Genomic DNA, 19,055 nt, shown 5'->3' with positions numbered 1-19,055 from the left:
TGTCAGGCCCAACTGGTACCAAGGATCACCATGGGAAAGACACGGATTTGATCATCATCGCGCAAGGCAACCTGCTGACCGCTGACGCCGAGGCTTTGGTCAACGCGGTCAACACCGTGGGTGTGATGGGCAAGGGGATCGCCCTCCAGTTCAAAAGCGCCTACCCGGCCAACTACGCCGCCTACCGGGCAGCATGCGCCGCCAAAGAGATAAAGCTTGGCCACATGTTCCTCTTCGATTCGGCTCGTCCAGGACCAGGCCGCTACGTGATCAACTTCCCGACGAAGGGCCACTGGCGTACCAGCTCGAAGGTGACAGACGTCCAGGCCGGGCTCGGCGACCTCGTCCGCGTTGTTCGCGCGCACGGCATCTCCTCGATCGCGGTGCCAGCGCTGGGCTGCGGTAACGGCGGTCTCGACTGGGGTGAAGTCCGACCGTTGCTGGAGCGGACCTTCGCTGCCCTCGCGGACGTACGGGTGCTGTTGTTTCCGCCGGGTGGTGCCACCGACGGCTCGAACTCACCTTCCACAGCGCGGCGGAGGGCAGTGCCGCCACAGAGAGAGTTACCGTGCCGTGATGACGGATCTTGAGCGGGGCGTCTACGAGCACCTGATCACCCGTGAGCTGGCCGACCGCCTCCAGCACGTCGATCCCGCCCTGGTCCAACGCCACAGGCTCGACGCCGCCGACGCCCACCACACCCTCGCCCGCCACATAGCGACCCTGGCCTCCCGCGCCCTGCAAGCCGTCCCCAGCGGCGACGACAAGCTCCACCACCAGATCGACCTGGCCAACCAGATCGCCGAAGCCATCGCTACCCTCAGCCCGAAGGCAGCAACAGCACAGGACCAGGTCACCGACACCCGACACCTGCTCCACGCCATCGCCGCCCCGCCGACCCCGCCCGCGCAGTCCACCTTCCCGCAGCGCCCCACCACTCCCCTCTCCACCGGCGCGTTGCTGGTTAACGGCCGTCACCAGCCCCGGATCGGCCACGAGGTCAACCATGAGATGGCCTCCGCCGAGAGCGTGGATCTGCTGTGCGCGTTCATCAAGTGGTACGGCCTGCGCATCGTCGAGCCGGCCATCCGTGAGTTGATCGCCCGTGGTGGCAAGGTCCGCGTCATCACCACCACCTACCTCGGTGCCACCGATCAGCGAGCGCTGGACCGGCTCACAGAACTCGGCGCCGAGGTCAAGGTGTCCTACGAAACGAGGACGACAAGGCTGCACGCCAAGGCGTGGCTGTTCCGCCGCCACAACGGCACGACCACCGCGTACGTCGGCTCGTCGAACCTGTCGAAGACCGCGCTTGTCGACGGCGTGGAGTGGAACGTCCGCATCTCGAACATGGAGCAGCCGCACGTCATCGACACGTTCACGGCGACGTTCGAGGACTACTGGAACGACCCGGCGTTCGAGGCGTACGACGTGACCCGGGACGCCGAGCGGCTACGGCACGCGTTGAGCGGGGAGCGCCGCGACCAGGCGCCCACCGAGATCTCGAACCTGGACGTGCGCCCGTACCCCTATCAGGCCGAGATCCTTGCCGACCTGGACGCGGAGCGGCTGGTCCACGGCCGGTGGCGCAACCTCGTGGTGATGGCGACCGGCACCGGCAAGACGGTGGTCGCCGCCCTCGACTACCGCCGGCTGCATCGCAACAACAGGGTGGATTCGCTGCTCTTCGTCGCTCATCAGGAGCAGATCCTGCGGCAGAGCCTGTCGACGTTCCGGCAGGTGATGGGGGACGGCAGCTTCGGCGAGACGCTTGTCGCGGGTGAGAAGCCGAACGGCTGGAAGCACGTCTTCGCCTCCATCCAGTCGCTGCACCGCCGGGAGGTGGACCCCGAGGCGTACGACATGGTGATCGTCGACGAGTTCCACCACGCGGAGGCGCCGACGTACGCGCGGCTGTTGGAGCGGCTGCGTCCCCGCGTACTCCTGGGGTTGACGGCGACCCCCGACCGGGCCGACGGCGGCGACGTGCGCCGGTGGTTCGACGGCCGCGCGGCCGTTGAGCTGCACCTGTGGGAGGCGTTGGAGCGGCAGTTGCTGGCGCCGTTCCAGTATTTCGGGCTGCACGACGACGTGGACCTGTCGCAGGTCACCTGGAAGCGCAGGCAGGGCTACGACCTGGCGGAACTCAACGTTCTCTACACCGGCAACCACGCTCGGGCGCGGTCGGTGCTGCGTGCGGTCGGCGACAAGGTGGACGTCGGGCGGATGCGGGCGCTCGGGTTCTGCGTGAGCATCGGGCACGCGGAGTTCATGGCCGGCTGGTTCCGGCAGCATGGCGTCGCGGCGGCGGCGGTGACGTCAGGTGTCGACCGCGCGACGCAGCAAGGCATGCTGCGGGACTTCAGGGCCGGCAAGCTGCGGGTGCTCTTCACGGTGGACCTGTTCAACGAGGGCGTCGACCTGCCGATGGTCGACACGATCCTGCTGCTGCGGCCCACCGAGAGCGCCACGGTCTTCCTGCAACAGCTCGGCCGTGGCCTGCGCCTGGACGACGACAAGCCCTGCCTGACGGTGCTCGACTTCATCGGCGGGCAGCACGCCAACTTCAGGTTCGACAGGCGGTGGCGTGCCCTGACCGGGGTGAGTCGGCGGGCGATCATCGAGGCGGTTCGCGACGACTTCCCGAGCCTGCCGAGCGGTTGCCACGTCGAGTTGGACCGGGTGGCGAAGGAGGTGGTGCTCGACAACCTGAAGAGCGCGCTGCCCACCTCGAAGGCCGGCCTGCTGTCTGAGCTGCGGCACCTCGGTGACGTCAGCCTGGCGACGTTCCTGCACGAGACCGGCCTGGAGATCGAGGACGTCTACCGGTCGGCAAGCATCGGTGGCTGGACCGGGCTGCGGCGACTCGCCGGCATCGAAACTTCCACACCCGGCCAGGATGACCGGGAGCTGGGCCGGGCCATCGGTCGCATGCTGCACACCGACGACACCGACCGGCTGGAGCTACTGACCCAGGTCGCGGCCGGACCGCCTGCGCCAGGTCAGCAGGTGTACGCGGGCAACGGCCGCCTGCTGGACATGCTGCACTTCAGCCTCTGGGGGCCGAACGCACCCCTGGCCACCCGCGACGAACGGCTCACCCGACTGTGGAAGGACCCGGCGCGCTGCACCGAGCTGCGGCAGGTCGCCGAGGTGCTGCGGGACCGCATCCACCGGGTCACGCCGATCACCGCCCCGGGTGCGGTGCCATTGCGGGTGCACGCCCGATACAGCCGCAACGAGGCGTGCGCCGCCTTCGGGATGACCAACCCGGGCTCGCTGCGCGAAGGGGTGAAGTGGCTACCCGACGCGGGTGCTGACCTGTTCTTCGTCACCCTGGTCAAGTCGGAGACGCACTACTCCCCCACCACCATGTACGCCGACCGGGCCATCACCGACACCCTGTTCCAGTGGGAGTCGCAGAGCACCACCTCGGCGTCGTCGGCGACCGGGCAGCGCTACACCTCGGGCGGCTCGTCGGTGCACCTGTTCGTCCGGGAGACCCGGATCGCCGACCGCGATTTGGGGGCGCCGCCGTATCTCTACGCCGGCACCATGACGTACGAGTCGCACACCGGCGACCGTCCCATGCGCATCCTGTGGCAGCTCCACCACGCCCTACCTGCCGACGTGTACGCCACCGCGCGGACGATCGCCGCCTGAGCCTTCCGCGCCACGCTGAACGCGCCCGGCCCGACGAAGCATCGGGCCGGGCGCGTTGAACGAGCTATGCGACGAAGCGGGCCCGGCGTCGGCGTCCGATCACGAAGACCGCGCCGCCGATGAGCAGAAGCGCAGCGCCGATGCCGGCCATGGTCGCGGTTTGGGCACCGGTCACCGGCAGCCCGCCGTCGCCGCCGCCCGCGCCCGCGGGGGTGGTGGAAGAGGCAGGGGTCGGCACGACTGTCGTCGTGGCGCTGGGCGAGACGCTCGGTGAGGCGCTCGGCGTGGCAGTCGGCGTGGCAGTCGGCGTCGCGGTGGGTCGAGACGTCGGGGTCGCCGTCGGCTGAGACTTGCAGTCCTCCACACGCGCGGCGTACAGGCCGTCGTTCAGGTAAGCCAGGTAGGCATCGACGGCTTCCTCGTCGAGCACGTCCTGTGCGGCCTTCTTCACGTTGGGACCAGCGCCCGTCATCGTCTGGCCCACCGAGATCCGCAGAGCAATCAGCCAGTCTGTCTGCAAACCCGTCTTGAGGTACGCGCGGAGCTCGTCCGGCGTGCCCCTCAGCCGCTCCTGGATCCTGTCCGGCAGGACGGGCAACGAGTCGGTCGCGGCCAGGATCTGGGCGGTCAATATCCGCAGCTGCTGATTCGTGGCGGTGTCCAGGTCGATGGTGACAAGCTCGCGAATATCCTTGTACACCTTGCGCTCGACCGTTTGGCAGGCCGCGTTCAGGCCGGGCGCCTTGGTTTGCGCCATCGCCGGTGCCGCCGGAACCAGAAAAGCCAGCGCTATGAGGGCACCGGCCGTGAACTTCCGTCGCATGTGGATCTTCCTCCCCGTGTTGATCAAAGCATGGCGATATTACAGTCAGCCGGCGGAGAGGGATGCCCCACGGATCAGCGGAGTCGGGTAGGTCACCGGCACCCCGCCCGTCCAGCAGTCGCCGTTGAACGCCACCGTCTCATCAATGGAGGCAGCGAACCCAGGTGGACCTGTCGCAGGTCACCTGGAAGCGCGGGCAGGGCTACGACCTGTCCGAACTCAACGTCCTCTACACCGGCAACCACGCTCGGGCGCGGTCGGTGCTGCGTGCGGTCGACGGCAAGGTGGACGTCGGGCGGATGCGGGCGCTCGGGTTCTGCGTGAGCATCGGGCACGCGGAGTTCATGGCCGGCTGGTTCCGGCAGCATGGCGTCGCGGCGGCGGCGGTGACGTCAGGTGTCGACCGCGCGACGCAGCAGGGGATGCTGCGGGACTTCAGGGCCGGCAAGCTGCGGGTGCGCGACTAGCTCGGTTGGTCGACGGCGGGGGCGTGTCGCCCGCCGGCCGGCCGCTCGTCCCCGTGGCCCGGCCACCACGCCTTGTGCCCGATCAGCGCGGTCAGCGCCGGGACGAAGAACATCGACATGACGAACGCCGACAGCACGATGCCGATCGCCACCGCGAAGCCCATCTGCTGAAGGAAGGAGATCGGCGCGAGCAGCAGCACCGCGAACGTGCCGGCCAGGATCAGTCCGGCTGCCGCGACGGTCGGGCCGGCGTGTTGCACACCGATGGCGGCGGCCTCGTGTGGTGCGTTGCCCTCCCGCGCTTCCTCGCGTAGTCGGGCGATCATCAGGATGTTGTAGTCGGTCCCGATCGCCACCACGAAGAGGTAGAGGATGATCGGCAACTGGAAGGTGACACCGGGCTCGCCCTGAAGCCCTTGGAAGAGGTAGACGGTCGCGCCCAGTGTGGCGGCGAAGTTGAGCAGCACCGCGATCACCAGATAGATCGGCGCGACCAGGCTGCGCAGCAGCAGCGCGAGGATGAGCGCGATCAGACCGGCTGCGACCGGCAGGATCACCGACAGGTCGCGGTTGTTCGCCGAGTTGATGTCCGCGAAGATTGCGGTGGTCCCGCCCACCAGCGCCCGGGTGCCGGGCGGCGCCGACGCGTGCACGGCATCGCGCAGGTCCTCGCGGACGAGGGTGATCGCCTTGTTGGCGACCGGGTTCTCGTTGAGCAGCAGATTGACTCGGGCCACACTCGGGTCGGTGCTGCGCTCCGGCGGCTGCGCCTGGCCCACACCCGGGGCTTTCGCTATGGCCGCGGCGAACTCGTTGACCTGCTGCTCGGTCAGTTGTGACCCGTTACTGGTGGTCAGGTAGACCTCGGTGGGGGCGAGCGCACCGGCGGCGAAACCGCGCTGGAGGTCCTGCGCGGCCTTCGCCGACTCGGTGTCCTGCGGGAAGCCGGCGCTGAAGTCGTAGTCGGCCTTGTAGCTCAGCACGCCTGCGGCGAGCGCGACCAGGATGATGCCGGAGATCGCCGCGACGAGTGCCGGCCGGCGCCCGACGGTGCTGCCGAGCCGGTGCGAGATGGTGGCCTTGGGCGTACGCTGCCAGGCCTTCGACGGCCAGAAGACGTACCGGCCGAGCAGCGAGACGACCGCCGGGACGAGGGTGAGCGAGGTGACGAGCATGACGCCGACCGCGATCGCGAGCGCCGGGCCGAGCGAGCCGAAGAAGCCCAGGGAGGCGAGGAGCAGCACGAGGAACGCGACGATTACCGCTCCGGCGGCCGAGGTGATGACCTCGCCGACCCGCTGGACGGTGACGATCATCGCGGTGCGCTTGTCGTCGCCTGCGCGCAGCCGTTCCCGGTAGCGGAAGAGCAGGAACAGGATGTAGTCGGTGCCGATGCCGAACAGCACGATCAGCAGGATCGTCTGGAGGTCCTGACTGACACTGAGGTCGAATGCCTTGCCGGCGGCGGCGACGAGACCCGTCGTGATGCTCAGGACGACGCCGACGACCACCACGGGCAGCAGCGCGGCGATGGGGCTGCGGAAGATGATCAGGATCAGTCCGATGATCAGGATGATCGTCGCGATGCCGACCACGGCGAAGGCGTTGTTGAAGGTGTCCTCGTTGTCGACGAAGCTCGCCACGTCGCCGGCCACGCCCGCGGTCAGTCCACTGTTCGCCAACTCCGGGCCGATGTCCGCTCGCAGATCGCGGACGGCGTCGAGCAGCGTCGGGTCGTCGGGGGTGGGGGCGTCGAGCCCGACGTTGACGATCTGCACCGACCTGTCCGGTGCCACTGCTGGCGGACCGGTCTGGTAGCCGGACGTGTGCGGGATGTTCTTGGCCTTGAGCGCCTGGGCGAGCTTGCCCACCGTCGACTCGTCCGCCGGCGTCAGCTTCTGCCCGTCGGCGCGCTTGACCACGATGACCGCGGTCGCGGTGGCCTGCTGTGGAAACGCCTTCTGCCCGAGTTCGGTGGCCTGCACGGACTCGTACGAGCGGGGCAGGAAGCTTTCCTGATCCGCTGAGGTGATGTCGCTGAGCGATGGTGTGGTGAGGATGATGGCTGCCGCCACCACCACCCACCCGGCAATCACCCACCACGCTCTGCCCACAACGAATCTGCCCAGCCGCTCGAACATGGTTCCCCCCGTGCGTTCGACACCACAGTCGTCTGGCCTGGAGCGCCCAGGGCGCGCGCCCCATCACTCTTCCGGGTGGTCTTCGCTACCCGCTGTGCAGACTACAGTCGGCCGCCAAACCTTTCCGGATACTTGGCCGTCGAGGGTGGCGGGAGTTTCAAATGTCGGGGTGCGACATGTCGGGACAACACGAGGTTCGGCAGCCCAGGCAGCTACGTCTGGGCCGCGAGTGCGGCTTGCTGGCCTGAAGAGTGCCGGTCTGCGACAGCAGGGCGTAGCCGCGAGGGAATTCCGGGGCCGGAGTTGCCCTACTGGCCAGGGCCGGCGGCCGAGCTGGCCCGCGCTGTCGCCGGCGCGCTCATCGTTGCAGCGTCGCGGTAGCGTAGCCGTCCGGGTAGAACTGGTAGTAGTCGCGGTACCGGACCGTGAAGATGGTGGTGCCGCGCGGCAGCGAGTAGGTGAGGGTGTATCTGCCGGTGGCGTCCAGCTTGCCGCGCCAGAACTCCCGCTCGGCCCCGCCGTTGGTCGACGCGGTGATCCACCAGTAGTTGTCGTCACCGATGGGCGAACTCCACGTCACGGTGAGCTGCGCGGTCTGCTTGTCCTTGCCGCCCCCGAGCTGGGCGGTGACGGCCAGGTCGGTGACCGGCGGCGTCGGCGGGTGCGCCGGCCCGAAGGAGTGCAGCAGCTGAGTTTCCTGGTAGGGATCGGTCGAGGTGACCGCCCAGGCCCGGGTGCCGTCCCGGTTCACCAGCAGCGTGCCCGCCCAGAGGCTGTCGTCGCTGCGGAAGTCGACGGCGTACGTCGGGACCGTGCTGCCCTTGGCGTAGAGGTAGACATCGGCGGCACCGGAGGCGGTCAGGGCGCGGCCGATGGCGACGGTCGAGCCGTCCCCGGACCAGGCGGCGTCCTGCGGATAGACGCCGCTCGGATAGACGTTGGCGTCGGCGAGATCCGGCAGCCGGTACGAGTGGTGCTCGTACGGGCTGCCCACCGTCTCCACCACTTCGGTGCCGTCCGGGCTCACGGCGTAGTCGATGAGGTTGCTGCCGGTGTAGTCCCGCTGTGCGACGATCGTCGGGCTGTCACCGGAGACATCGATGACATACGTGGTGACGGGCGAGTACCCGGTGTCACCGGCGACGAGGAGACCGGGCGCGCCGGGGCTGGCGTCGATGATCGGATGGTAGCTGGGACCTGCGGTGTAAACCACTGGCGAGGTTCCGGGCGCAGACCAGACCAGCAGACCGCCGGAGCCGATACCGGCGTCGATGAACCCGCCGACGACCTTCTCGCCAGTCGGTTCGACCGTGTACAGGTGGGCGCCGACGGGTGCGGGATAGCTGGCGATGATGGTGAGCGTGGCGGCATCCAACGCGATGATCCGGTTGAAGCCCTGGGCCACGTACAGGAAGCGTCCGTCGGCACTGAGGACGAGGTCGGAAATGTCAGCGACCGCGGTGACCCGGGACAGCAGGCGGCCGTCGAGATCGGTCACCACCAGCGGCAGTGCGCCACCAACCCCCTGTGCGATGTATAGGCGGCCGCGCGCTTCGTCGAGCTCGATCGCCCGCAGGTCGTCCACCGGCAGCTGGACGCCGACGCTCTTCAGCACGGCCGGCTCGGCGGCGGCCGGGGCAGCTCTCAACAGCTCCCCAGCGCTGAGCCCGATCGCCGCGAACACCCCGGACGCCAGCAGTTGGCGACGCCGCATGACACCTCCCCGTGTCGGCCAGCCGCATGCTGACGGCAAGGCGAGATCTTAGTACCGGGCTCCCTGCTGGCACTGTCCCGCACCGCTCGGCCCGCCCTACCGCAGCCGTCCACGGTGGGCAGACGGGATGACCAACCCGGGCTCGCTGCGCGAGGGGGTGAAGTGGCTGCCCGACGCCCAGGCCGACCTGTTCTTCGTGACCCTGGTCAAGTCGGCGGCGCACTACTCCCCCACCACGATGTACGCCGACCGGCCCATCACCGACAGGCTGTTCCAGTGGGAGTCGCAGAGCACCACCTCGGCGGCGTCGGCGACGGGGCAGCGTTACAGAACGGGCGGTTCGGCAGTGCACCTGTTCGTCCGGGAGACCCGCATCGCCGACCGGGACCTCGGCGCACCGCCCTACCTCTATGCCGGCACCATGACGTACGAGTCGCACACCGGCGACCGGCCCATGCGCGTCCTCTGGCAGCTCGACCACGCCCTGCCCGCCGACGTGTACGCCACCGCGCGGACGATTGCCGCTTAACCCTGCCCGGTCAGGCGGCGTCCGCGTTCGGCGTGAACCTGACGTCGAGCCTCCTGTCCAGGGCGCGCGCGAGGCGTTCCAGGACCGGCAGAGTCGGCACGGTGCCACCTGCCTCGAAGCGGGCCACCGCGGACTGGGTCATGCCGGCGGCTCGCGCCAACTGGCTTTGGCTCCAACCATGCCCCTCCCGCAGGTGGCGCACCTCTTCACCAAGCTCGAAGGCGATCCGGGTGGCCTCGTAGGTTTCGGCCGCCCCCGGCTCCGCCATGCGGCGCTCACGCAGGTCATTCCAATCCAGGCGATCATTCATCGCTCTGCCCCCTCGTTCACGATGTGCCGCTCTGCCACGCACCGCTCGAACGCGCGTCGAGCGCGTTCGACTTCCCGGTCCTCCCGCATCCGCGTTTTCCGGAACACCGTGAGCAGGATGATCCTCCGATCGGAGGCTATCCAGTACGTCACGCGCACGGCATCGCGCTCTAAATAAAACCGCAGCTCTCGCAGCTTGCCGTCGAGTTGTCTGGTGTGCGGCTCCCCGAGCTGCACACCTCGGCCTGCCAGGAGATCGATGTAGAACGCCGCTCTGGCGAAGTCGGCCGTTGGCAATTCCTCCAGCCAGTCTCGAACCTCTGGTTCCAGCTCCACGCTACCCCAACCCATAGCATCGATGCTATGGGTTGCGCGTATGTCCGAGAGCTTCTTCTGGACGCGTGTCGCCAATCGGCTTGGCGTCGACCTCTCGCCGAGACGCCAGGGCCCCTCTTGGCGACGGCGCCTGGAGGAATACGTCGTCGCGCCGCGCACCTCGACGCTGGGTCGAGGTGCGCGGCGGTCAACTGGTGGCTCCCGTTCCAGGCCGCAGGTTCACGGCCTATGGCTGGTCAGGGGCTGACGCAGGTCGGTGAGGTGGTGGCTGGCGTACCCGAGGCGAGGAAGCCGAAGCTTGTCGTGGCACCGGCGGCGAGCGAGCCGTTGTAGGAGACGTTGCGGACCGTCGCGGTTGACCCGCTGGTGCTCAGAGTGCCGCTCCAGACCTGGTCGATGCGCTGGCCGTTGTTCAGTTCCCACCTGACGGTCCAGCCGTTGATGGCGGCGGTGCCGGCGGTCACGGTGACTTCGCCCTGGAAGCCGCCGGACCACGCGTTGACGGTGCGGTAGGTCGCGGTGCAGGTGGGGCCGGAGGGTGGTGGCGTGGTGGGCGTACCCGTGGTTGGTGGGGCGGACGTGGGTGGTGCCGGCGGGCCGTCCGGCGGCACCAGGGGGCAGGTGGCGTTGTACCGCGAAACGCCGGTGCTGTCCGCCAGTGGGCAGAGGAACTGGGTGTAGCGGGTGTCGTTGTCCAGGAAGGTCTTGAGCCACGGGATCAGGAGTCGCATCTCGGTGGGGTTCGGCCTGGTGAACGAGAGGTGGTCATTGCCGGCCAGTTCCGCCCAGGCATGTTCCACCCCGGCGGGCAGGGTGTTGTAGATGCCCTGCACGTAGGAGGGCGTGACGGTGCCGTCGTTCTGCCCGGACAGCAGCATGGTGGGGACCTGGGTGGTGGACATGTTCAGGTTGTTGCCGGGCGTACCGGGTGCGAGGCCGACCGCCGCCTTCAGGGTCGGCCGCCGGAGGGCGGCGAGGAGGGTTCCGGCGCCGCCCGCCGAGTGGCCCATGACGCCCAGCCGGTTGGCGTCGACCCGGTTGCGCAGCGGGCTGGTTCGGGTGAGGTAGTCAAGTGCGGCGAGCAGCTGGGTGGCGCGGGCGTCGGCGCCGTCGGTGCGACTGTTGGTCTCGATGCCGATCACCACGAACCCGAAGGACGCCAGCCAGGGGCCCATCCAGGCTTCCTCGTTGGCGAACAGGGCGGAATAGCCGGGAACGATCGCGACCGCACCCCAGGTGCCCTGGCTGGTGTCGGTCGGGTAGTAGACGTACCCGCCGTTGAACCCGTTGCCCGCGGGCACTGTCGCCTGCGTGGTGGCGAACGGGCCGCGGGTGGCGGCGACGCTGGCCGCGGTCGGATCCGGACCCCGTTGGTACGGGCTGTCGGCGGCGGCCACGTCCCGGGTCGTTGTGGCCAGCGCCAGGCCGAGGACCACCGCGAGCGCGGCCGTCAGCCATCGTGTGGGCTGCTTCATCTGCGGATCCACTGCTGGTTGGCCTGGCCGGTGCAGGTCCAGAGGACGAGCTTCGTGCCGTTGGCGGTGCCCTGGTTGTACGGGTCCAGGCAGAGGCCGGACTGCACGCCGGTGATCGTGCCATTCGCGTTGACGTTCCACTGCTGGTTCGTCCCGCCGTGGCAGTCGTAGATGGTGACCTGGGTGCCCGGTGCGGTGCTGTTGCCGGCGGCGTCGAGGCACTTGTTGCCGTAGACGGTCAGCGCCTTGCTGGACGTGTACGTCCACTGCTGGTTCGTGCCGCCGTGGCAGTCCCACAGGTTCAGCTGGGTGCTGTTGGTGGTGGAGTAGCCGGGGACGTCGACGCACCTGCCGGACCGGGTGCCGACGATCGTGGTGGTCTGTCCGCCGCCGCTGCCCGGGTTGCCGATGCTTCCGGGCACCGACTGCAACGCGGTGTACCAGCGGGCGGCCATCTTGTCGTAGCCGCCGGCGGTGGGGTGGACGCCGTCGATCAGGTCGGCGGTGGTGAGAGCGCTGTGCATGTCGACCAGGTGCACCCGCTTGCCAGCGTTCACCTTGCTCTGCACGATGCCGGGGATCGCCGCGTTGAAGGTGCGGTTGGCCGCCTCCTGGCCGCTGTTCGACAGCGGAATGAGCTGCGCCACGAACACCTCAGCGGTGGGCACGGTGGTGGTGATCTTGTCGATCAGGGTGGAGAGCCGGTTCGGGGCGGTGCTCACGTTGTAGTTCTGCAGGATGTCGTTGGTGCCGATGTGCAGCAGGACGGTCTGCGGTCGTTGGGTGTTCAGCCAGTTGACGATGTTCGCGTCGATCTGGTCGATGCGCCAGCCGGGATGCCCCTGGTGGTCGTGGTCACCGAGGCTGGCCGGCCCGTTGAACTGCGACCCGACGAAGTCCACTGTGTACCGGTTGGTGGCGAGGCGCTGCCACAACCCGATGCGGTACCCGCCGGGCACCTGGGTGCCCTCGGTGATGGAGTCGCCGAGCGGCATCACCCGCACCCCGCCGTTGGATTCCGCGTTGGCCGGCCCGGTGGGTGTCACCACTCCGGCGACCACGACACCGAGCGCGGCGAGCGTCGCGAGCCATCGTGCCCTCGTTCGCATAGCTTTCTCCCCTGGATTGGTCGAGCTGGCCGAGGGCATGGGCCGACCGGGAGGGCCGCCACGGGCAGCCGGCAACCTCTGGGAGCGGGGCCGGCCGGACCGAGCAGCCGCCGGCTGCCGGGTGTTCGCCCGGCGGGCGCCGATCGTCACATCGGCATGGCGTTACTGCCTCAGCACTGGGACGAGTGTGAGCGTTAACAGAGAAGAGTGTAGATTCCTCGGATTGATCTGGTCTACTGTCTGCCGCGCCCTCCGACTGATCGCGCGTTAGGTTACGAGGATGGAGCAGCGGATAAATCTGATCACCCTCGGCGTCTCGGACCTGGCGCGCGCCACAGCGTTCTACCAGCACCTCGGCTGGCAGGGCCAGGAGGTCGAGGAGACGGTCTTCCTCCAGGCCGGCGGCCTGGCCCTCGTGCTCTGGGGTCGCGACAAACTCGCCGCCGACGCCGGCATCGACGATCCTGGCACCGACGGCTTCGGCGGGGTGACCCTGGCCCAGAACGTCCGCTCTCGGGCCGAGGTCGACGAGGTGATCGCCACCGCGACCGAGGCCGGTGCCACGGTGACCAAGCCGGCCGGGGAGACCTTCTACGGCGGCTACGCCGGCTACTTCGCCGACCCGGACGGTCACCTGTGGGAGATCTCCTGGAATCCCGGCTTCACCCTCGCCGCGGACGGCACCCTGACCGTGCCCGACTTCAGCGCGATGGACTGAGCACGCCGCACGAAAGCACGCCGCACGAAAGCACGGAGACACACCCGGACGGAAGCACAGCCGATCAGGGCGCCGGTGACGGACAGAGCAACGGGTCCAGCAACAGAGGCTGCAACGGATCCAGGCAGACGAGCACCAGCGCGGGATCGGGCGAGGGCGAGGGCGACGCGGGCACGGTCGGCGAGACCGATGCGGCCGGCGGGGTCGGCGGGGTGGACGGGTCCATCGTGGTCTCCGGGTCGGGCGTCGGACCGGCCGACGAGTCCGGAGCGACAGACGAGTCCGGAGCGACAGACGGCGTGGCGACCGGCGGCAGGGCCAGCACGATTGACGGCCCCACAACTGCGGAGACGGCCGGCCGAGCAGCCGACACGGTGGACGGCCGGCTCGATACGTCACGGTCGATCACCGCAACGCCGGCCTCGGGTGCCAGCGGTCCGACCGGACGTACCGGGATGAGGACCGCGTCCAGGGCGAAGACCTCCGCCCGCGGCACCGGCCCGGCCTGCACCGATTCCGCCGCGCGAGGCCCCATGGCACCGGGCCCCCTGGCGCCAGACCCCATCGCGCCGGGACCCAGCGCTCCGGGACCCAGCGTCGCGAACACCATCGCCGCGACGGCGGCAGCGCCAAGTGCCCGGCGGTCGGGGCGGACCGCGGTCCGTGGTGCCTCCTCCGGCCCCACCAGCGGCAACGGCACAGGCCGGGCGTCGCGATGGGCGTTCCGTAACGCGTCGACCCGCGTGGCGACGGCGGCGCGCTCCCCGGCGGCCACGGCGACGGCGAGGGTGAGGTAGAAGCGGAAGTTCACCACGGCGTTGGCCGGGACCAGCAACCCCGACAGTCGCCGGTGGTCGGGCAGCAGGGTGACCGGGACATCGGGGTGGTGGGCGGGGCCGACCAGGTCCGCGTACCGCCACTCGCGGCGGTGCGCACGACCGGCGAAGGCGACCCGGTGGCTGGTCACGACGGCCAGGCCCGTGTCGACCGCTCGCAGGCCAGCCGGCAGCGCCTCGGCCGGGGCGGAGGCGAAGTCGCACGGACCCGGCGTGGGCAGGCCGGGGACGTGCCGCGCCTCGGCCTCGACGAGCTGGGCGACGGGGAGGACACGAAAGACGAGTTCGTCGTGGTCGAGATCCACTGGCAGGCCACCGCGGGGCTGCGTACACCCGAGGAAGCTGGCGGCTTCGATGCGCAGCCGGGCCAGGTGGTCGTCGCGGCGCAGCCAGGCGTCGGTGGCGTCGCGGTACGCGCGCTGCCGGCGCTCGTTCTCGCGCTCGGCCCAGGCGATCCGCCAGGGGGCGCAGGCCACGGAGGTCACGGTCACACGCGATACAACCGCTCGTGTACGTGACAGGGAACGCGACCACGATCGATGTATCCCGTTGCGCCCGAAAGGAGAGAATTTCCGACAATGGCGGAGCCGGGCCACGATTCGGACCGGCTCCGCCTCTGGTTGCAGCGTGGGGTCAGGCTGGGTGGGGTGCCTCGTAGACCCGGCGGATGTCCACCTCCACCGCACCGATCGTCTCGGCGAAGACGTCCACGAAGCGCCGCCCCCATTCCAGGGCCTCCTCGCGGGAGCGCACGTCCACGAGCGCGAACCCGGCGATCAGTTCCTTGGTCTCGGTGAACGGCCCGTCGGTGACTGTGGTCTTGCCGCCGCTCACGGTGATCCGGGTGGCGTCGGTGACGGTCGGGCAGAGCCCCTCGGCGGCGACCAGGATCCCGGCCTGCGCGACGTCCTTCATGAAACCTTCCATCCGGGCCAGGAACTCCGGGCTCGGGTTGAACGCTTCGGGCAGGTTCTCGTCGAGCTTGTGCATCATCATGTAACGCATCGGTGTGGTCCTCTCGTGATCGTTCGAGTGCGGGTCAGCGGGTGAACGCGCGAGCGCAGAGCGCGGTGAGCCAGCCGAAGGTGACGACACAGGCGAGCGCCATCCGGACGCTCAGGGTGCCCTGGTCGGGCCAGGCCAGGATCGCGACGACGGCCAGGGCGCTGCCCAGCGAGTAGGCGGCCCAACCGCGCTGCCCGGCCCGCCACCAGGTGCGGGCGAAGACCAGGCAGGCGACGGGCAGCGAGCCGAACGCCAGCGCCGCGCCGACGCCGTGACCGGCGGCGTGCCAGCTCAGCGTGTCGGGTGCGCCCTCCGGCGCGCCGGCCGGCCAGCCCATGCTGGGGTCGGAGACCAGCACCCCCGCGATGATCAGACCGAGGCCGTGCACGGCGATCAGCGCCGGCCCCCACGTCCCGCCCGGCTCACCGCGCAGCGTCCGGCGCAGCCCGACCGCGCCGGCCAGGGCGAGCAGCCCGGTCAGCACGAAGTTGGTGATCTGGATCCAACCCAGGTCGCCCAGGGCCAGCAGGCTGAGTGGCTGCCGGCTCAGGTCGAACCCGTCGCGGGTGAGCACCTGGGCGGCGGCCACCACCCCGAACAGCGGGCCCGCGGCGGCTCCGCCGACCAGCAGCGCCCTTCTCGTCGTACGCCGGGAGTCGACGCCCGCCACCGCGGCCCCTGCGCTCGTCGCGTTCGCCGTCGTCGTCATGTCGTTCTCCTTGTCCGTGCCGGCTGGTCGCCGGTCCCGCGTGCCGGTGCGAGCCGGCTTTCACTGAGGCGTCGAGCGGCCGGCGCGGGATACGACAGAACGGTGAACGAATTTTTCAGCGGGTTGGCGCGACCCCACGGGCGCAGTCGGCGGCACGGGCGCGCAGCAGCGCGCGTTCGCGTTCGTTGCCGGTCAGCTCGGCGGCCCGCTCGAACTCGGCACGCGCCTCGTCGTGGCGACCCAGCTTGGCCAGCAGGTCACCGAGCACGCTGGGCAGCAGGTGGTAGCCGGCCAGCGTCGGCTCGTCGGCCAACGCCCGGACCAGCTCCAGACCGGCGGCCGGGCCGTCGGCAAAGGAGACCGCGACGGCCCGGTTCAGCTCCACGACCGGCGACGGTACGACCCGGGCCAACTCCGCGTAGCCGGCGGCGATGCGCGCCCAGTCGGTGTCCTGGGGGGTGGCCGCCCGCGCGTGGCAGGCCGCGATCTCCGCCTGGAGGGTGTACGGGCCGGGCGGGCCGTTCGCCGCCCTCGCCCGGTCCAGCGCGGTGAGGCCGCGGCGGATCAGCAGTCGGTCCCAGTGCCCCCGGTCCTGGTCGAGCAGCAGGATCGGCTCACCGTCGGCGTCGACCCGGGCGGCGGTACGCGACGCCTGGATTTCCAGCAACGCGGCCAGGCCGTGCACCTCCGGCTCCTCGGGCATCAACTCCTGCACGAGGCGGGCCAGCCGCAGCGCGTCCGCGCAGAGCGCCGGGCGCATCCAGTCGTCGCCGGCCGTCGCGGAGTAACCCTCGTTGAAGATCAGGTAGATGACCTCCAGCACGGAGGCGAGCCGTTCGCCGCGCTCGGCCACGCCGGGCACCTCGAACGGCACCTTTGCCTCGGCGAGCGTCCTCTTGGCCCGGGTGATGCGCTGCGCGACGGTGCTCTCCGTGACCAGGAACGCGCGGGCGATCTCCTCGGTCTTCAGCCCGCCCAGCACCCGCAGGGTCAGTGCCGCGCGCGCCTGCGGTGCCAGCAGCGGGTGGCAGGCGGTGAAGACCAGCCGCAGCAGGTCGTCGTCGATGCGGTCCTCGAAGGCGGCGTCGAAGTCGGGGGTGAACTGCTCGTCGTCCAGATCGCGGCCGAGGTCGGCCACCCGGCGTTCGAGCAGGCTGCGCCGGCGCAGCGCGTCGATCGCCCGCCGCTTGCCGACGGTGGTCAGCCACGCGCCCGGGTTGGCCGGTACGCCATCTCGCGGCCACTGCTCCAGCGCGGCGACCAGGGCGTCCTGGGCCAACTCCTCGGCCCAGCCGACGTCGCGCACCAGCCCGGCCAGGGCGGCGACGACCCTCCCGGACTCGATCCGCCAGACCGCCTCCACCGTGCGGTGGACCTGCTCGACCCCCATGACCGCACATCAGAGCAGGGGCGGCACCGGCTCCACAAGGACCGCGCGTGGTGACCCGTTCAGCCGGCGCGGCGTGGGTGGTGCACCGACCCGGGCGGGTTCTCGGCGGGAAACCTCGACCGGGTCCGCGGCGGGTACGCCTCGCAGTGCTCGGCCCACTGCTCGGCGGCGGTGGCGAGGGCGTCCGCCGAGACGGTGAGGATCAGCGGGTAGATCGCCCCGGACGGGCGGCGCATCCACGGCGGCAGCGACTCGGCGGAGAACTCCACGATCAGCTCCAGCCGGCGGCGACGGACCACCCGGCTGCGCAGGGCCAGGTTGGGTTCGGTGAAGCGGACCATCGCCGGTGGCGCGTTCGATCCGAGGGCCGCGGTGGCCTGCCCGTGCAGCCAGCCGCCGAACGCCCGGGCCTCCTCGACCATCAGGCTCGGGTAGTGGTGCGACCAGGTCTGACCGTCGGCGGTGCGGGCGTCCACCTCGATGAGCAGCCAGTCGTGCCAGCCGGGTGCGGCCCGGTCGGGGTCGTCGGGCGGGTCGATGCCAGGCTGGTAGCCGACGGGGCGTATCCGCACCCGCGCGCCATCGTCAGACCGGATCTCCACTCGATCATTGTGACCACCGAAACGGGCTTAAACTGCCAAACCGGTCACTTCGTGATCGTTCGCCGCACGCCCCGGTGCTCGGCGCAGGCGTCGGACCGGCCACCGGCCAGGCTGACCGAGCCGTCCCGGCACTGCACGAGGTAACCCCGCCCGGCCCAGAACTGCGGCACGCAGTCGAACCAGTCGCACACCTCGGTGGCGGGCTTCCGGATCCGGGTGCCGCCGCAGAAGCCGTACCCCAGGGGGTTTTGGGGCGCCCCGCAGCGCGGGTCACCGGTCGTGCTGGGTGCCGCGCGGGGCGGCTTCGCCGGCGTCGCCGTTTTCGGCGCCGGGGTGCCGCGGGTGAGCGCCGGGGGCGCCGGACGGATCAGCACCGGCTCGCCGCTGGGGGTGGCGGCGGCGGCGACCTCCGGGCCGCCGGTCGGGTCGGACGGGTCCGACTCGATGAGCGCCGCCGGCACCAGCAGCGCCAGAGCGGCAGCCACCGCGATGGTCCGGCGACCACCGGGAACGAACGACGAGAGCCGGGCCTGCCCGGGGGTGGCCACGGCCGGCCGGAACGGCTTGAGCTGGGCGTGCTCCGCGATCAGCTCGTCGAGCTGGGCGAGCACCGCGGCGCGCTGTTCGATCGCGTCGGCGAAGGCCAGGGTCAGCTTGAACCGGAAGTCCGGTGCCGCGTCGGTGGGCAACAGCAACCCGGCGGTACGCCGGCGGTCCAGCACCTGGATCAGGGTGACCGGCGAGGCCGGGTCGTGGGCCAGGCCGGTCATCCGCCCGTACGCCCAGTCGCGCCGGCCGCGCCCGCCGAGCAGCACCAACCGGCGGCTGGTGATCACGGCCATGCCGGCGTCGATGACGCGCACGCCGTCGGGGCGGCGTGGGCGTAGCGGCCCGGCCGGCAGGGCGACCGTGAGATCCGGGGCGGGCAGCACCGCCGTGTGTCGTACCTCGACCAACTGCGCGGCGGGCAGCGCCCAGAGCACCACCTCGTCGGCGGTCAACTCCATGGGCAGGCCCGCACCGGCCGCGGCGGAGCCGTGGAAGTCGGCGGCCAGGGCACGTAGTCGCCGTAACTCGTCGTCGCGGCGTCGCCAGGCCTTCTCGGCCCCCCGGTACGTGCTCACCCGCCGCACGTTCTGCCGGTGCGCCCACCGGTACCGCCAGGTGGAACCCGTCGAATCAGTCTTCGCCACGCCGACTCCTTCGCCGCGTAGGCCACCAATCTGGGT

The 19,055-nt window shown here is 70.2% G+C and carries 17 protein-coding genes and 1 pseudogene; 5 read left to right on the top strand and 13 right to left on the bottom strand.

Going from position 1 to position 19,055, the window contains the following annotated elements; genetic code table 11:
* Window positions 1-47 precede the first annotated feature (47 nt).
* Entirely contained in the window at window positions 48-590 is a 543-nt protein-coding gene (locus AB0B57_RS20755; RefSeq protein WP_357071961.1) for a macro domain-containing protein, read from the top strand.
* Window positions 577-3,663 carry a DUF3427 domain-containing protein gene (locus tag AB0B57_RS20750; protein WP_357071958.1) on the top strand — a complete coding sequence of 1,029 codons (3,087 nt, stop codon included), beginning with the start codon at window positions 577-579 and terminating at the stop codon, window positions 3,661-3,663. The genes AB0B57_RS20755 and AB0B57_RS20750 overlap by 14 nt, the downstream gene beginning before the upstream one ends.
* Before the next feature lie 64 nt (window positions 3,664-3,727).
* Here the strand turns inward: AB0B57_RS20750 and AB0B57_RS20745 are convergent, their stop codons facing one another.
* Complete coding sequence (locus AB0B57_RS20745; protein WP_357071955.1) at window positions 3,728-4,486, bottom strand: LPXTG cell wall anchor domain-containing protein; 759 nt, start codon at window positions 4,484-4,486, stop codon at window positions 3,728-3,730.
* A gap of 164 nt (window positions 4,487-4,650) precedes the next feature.
* Here AB0B57_RS20745 and AB0B57_RS20740 point away from each other — a divergent pair, with 164 nt between their 5' ends.
* Window positions 4,651-4,953, top strand: a complete 303-nt coding sequence (locus AB0B57_RS20740) for a hypothetical protein (protein ID WP_357071952.1) — start codon at window positions 4,651-4,653, stop codon at window positions 4,951-4,953.
* Here AB0B57_RS20740 and AB0B57_RS20735 read toward each other — a convergent pair.
* Window positions 4,950-7,049 carry an MMPL family transporter gene (locus AB0B57_RS20735; RefSeq protein ID WP_357071949.1) on the bottom strand — a complete coding sequence of 700 codons (2,100 nt, stop codon included), beginning with the start codon at window positions 7,047-7,049 and terminating at the stop codon, window positions 4,950-4,952. The genes AB0B57_RS20740 and AB0B57_RS20735 overlap by 4 nt on opposite strands.
* A gap of 403 nt (window positions 7,050-7,452) precedes the next feature.
* The gene (locus tag AB0B57_RS20730; protein WP_357071946.1) at window positions 7,453-8,808 is read right to left on the bottom strand and encodes a hypothetical protein; all 1,356 of its coding nucleotides are present in this window, start codon (window positions 8,806-8,808) and stop codon (window positions 7,453-7,455) included.
* A 118-nt stretch (window positions 8,809-8,926) separates the two neighbouring features.
* Between AB0B57_RS20730 and AB0B57_RS20725 the strand changes: the two are divergent.
* A pseudogene (locus tag AB0B57_RS20725) lies at window positions 8,927-9,337 on the top strand (DUF3427 domain-containing protein); the annotation flags it as partial.
* Between the two features lie 10 nt (window positions 9,338-9,347).
* Here AB0B57_RS20725 and AB0B57_RS20720 read toward each other — a convergent pair.
* From AB0B57_RS20720 to AB0B57_RS20705, 4 genes are all read right to left on the bottom strand, one after another.
* The gene (locus AB0B57_RS20720; RefSeq protein ID WP_357071943.1) at window positions 9,348-9,647 is read right to left on the bottom strand and encodes a helix-turn-helix transcriptional regulator; all 300 of its coding nucleotides are present in this window, start codon (window positions 9,645-9,647) and stop codon (window positions 9,348-9,350) included.
* Window positions 9,644-9,982, bottom strand: coding sequence for a type II toxin-antitoxin system RelE/ParE family toxin (locus AB0B57_RS20715; protein ID WP_357071940.1), 339 nt, complete (start codon window positions 9,980-9,982; stop codon window positions 9,644-9,646). Before AB0B57_RS20715 ends, AB0B57_RS20720 begins: the two co-directional genes overlap by 4 nt.
* Window positions 9,983-10,218: 236 nt before the next feature.
* Window positions 10,219-11,457: a cellulose binding domain-containing protein gene (locus tag AB0B57_RS20710; protein ID WP_357071937.1), complete on the bottom strand. Its 1,239-nt coding sequence runs from the start codon at window positions 11,455-11,457 to the stop codon at window positions 10,219-10,221.
* Complete coding sequence (locus AB0B57_RS20705) at window positions 11,454-12,566, bottom strand: ricin-type beta-trefoil lectin domain protein (RefSeq protein ID WP_357071934.1); 1,113 nt, start codon at window positions 12,564-12,566, stop codon at window positions 11,454-11,456. Before AB0B57_RS20705 ends, AB0B57_RS20710 begins: the two co-directional genes overlap by 4 nt.
* A gap of 280 nt (window positions 12,567-12,846) precedes the next feature.
* On the opposite strand from AB0B57_RS20705, the gene AB0B57_RS20700 reads away from it, so the two are divergent.
* Window positions 12,847-13,284 carry a VOC family protein gene (locus AB0B57_RS20700; RefSeq protein WP_357071931.1) on the top strand — a complete coding sequence of 146 codons (438 nt, stop codon included), beginning with the start codon at window positions 12,847-12,849 and terminating at the stop codon, window positions 13,282-13,284.
* 64 nt (window positions 13,285-13,348) lie between these two features.
* Here the strand turns inward: AB0B57_RS20700 and AB0B57_RS20695 are convergent, their stop codons facing one another.
* The 6 genes from AB0B57_RS20695 to AB0B57_RS20670 form a co-directional block, all read right to left on the bottom strand.
* On the bottom strand, window positions 13,349-14,605 hold the full coding sequence (locus tag AB0B57_RS20695) for a hypothetical protein (protein WP_357071927.1): 1,257 nt from the start codon (window positions 14,603-14,605) through the stop codon (window positions 13,349-13,351).
* 148 nt (window positions 14,606-14,753) lie between these two features.
* Window positions 14,754-15,125, bottom strand: coding sequence for a YciI family protein (locus AB0B57_RS20690; RefSeq protein ID WP_357071924.1), 372 nt, complete (start codon window positions 15,123-15,125; stop codon window positions 14,754-14,756).
* A gap of 34 nt (window positions 15,126-15,159) precedes the next feature.
* Window positions 15,160-15,834, bottom strand: a complete 675-nt coding sequence (locus tag AB0B57_RS20685; RefSeq protein WP_357071921.1) for a DUF998 domain-containing protein — start codon at window positions 15,832-15,834, stop codon at window positions 15,160-15,162.
* Window positions 15,835-15,949: 115 nt separating this feature from the next.
* Window positions 15,950-17,224, bottom strand: coding sequence for an RNA polymerase sigma factor (locus AB0B57_RS20680; RefSeq protein WP_357071918.1), 1,275 nt, complete (start codon window positions 17,222-17,224; stop codon window positions 15,950-15,952).
* Between the two features lie 59 nt (window positions 17,225-17,283).
* The gene (locus AB0B57_RS20675; protein WP_357071915.1) at window positions 17,284-17,826 is read right to left on the bottom strand and encodes a hypothetical protein; all 543 of its coding nucleotides are present in this window, start codon (window positions 17,824-17,826) and stop codon (window positions 17,284-17,286) included.
* A 44-nt stretch (window positions 17,827-17,870) separates the two neighbouring features.
* The gene (locus AB0B57_RS20670; protein WP_357071912.1) at window positions 17,871-19,019 is read right to left on the bottom strand and encodes a hypothetical protein; all 1,149 of its coding nucleotides are present in this window, start codon (window positions 19,017-19,019) and stop codon (window positions 17,871-17,873) included.
* Window positions 19,020-19,055: the final 36 nt, after the last annotated feature.

The sequence above is a fragment of the Micromonospora sp. NPDC049101 genome, from assembly GCF_040648675.1.
Lineage (GTDB): Bacteria > Actinomycetota > Actinomycetes > Mycobacteriales > Micromonosporaceae > Micromonospora.
This window is presented reverse-complemented; position numbering and strand designations above follow the sequence as displayed.

What these genes read in the sequence shown, in the direction of transcription:
- AB0B57_RS20690 (WP_357071924.1), bottom strand. Translation starts at nt 15,125, where the DNA reads ATGCGTTACATGATGATGCACAAGCTCGACGAGAACCTGCCCGAAGCG.
- AB0B57_RS20705 (WP_357071934.1), bottom strand. Translation starts at nt 12,566, where the DNA reads ATGCGAACGAGGGCACGATGGCTCGCGACGCTCGCCGCGCTCGGTGTC.
- AB0B57_RS20745 (WP_357071955.1), bottom strand. Translation starts at nt 4,486, where the DNA reads ATGCGACGGAAGTTCACGGCCGGTGCCCTCATAGCGCTGGCTTTTCTG.
- AB0B57_RS20730 (WP_357071946.1), bottom strand. Translation starts at nt 8,808, where the DNA reads ATGCGGCGTCGCCAACTGCTGGCGTCCGGGGTGTTCGCGGCGATCGGG.
- AB0B57_RS20685 (WP_357071921.1), bottom strand. Translation starts at nt 15,834, where the DNA reads ATGACGACGACGGCGAACGCGACGAGCGCAGGGGCCGCGGTGGCGGGC.
- AB0B57_RS20720 (WP_357071943.1), bottom strand. Translation starts at nt 9,647, where the DNA reads ATGAATGATCGCCTGGATTGGAATGACCTGCGTGAGCGCCGCATGGCG.
- AB0B57_RS20700 (WP_357071931.1), top strand. Translation starts at nt 12,847, where the DNA reads ATGGAGCAGCGGATAAATCTGATCACCCTCGGCGTCTCGGACCTGGCG.
- AB0B57_RS20750 (WP_357071958.1), top strand. Translation starts at nt 577, where the DNA reads ATGACGGATCTTGAGCGGGGCGTCTACGAGCACCTGATCACCCGTGAG.
- AB0B57_RS20680 (WP_357071918.1), bottom strand. Translation starts at nt 17,224, where the DNA reads ATGGGGGTCGAGCAGGTCCACCGCACGGTGGAGGCGGTCTGGCGGATC.
- AB0B57_RS20710 (WP_357071937.1), bottom strand. Translation starts at nt 11,457, where the DNA reads ATGAAGCAGCCCACACGATGGCTGACGGCCGCGCTCGCGGTGGTCCTC.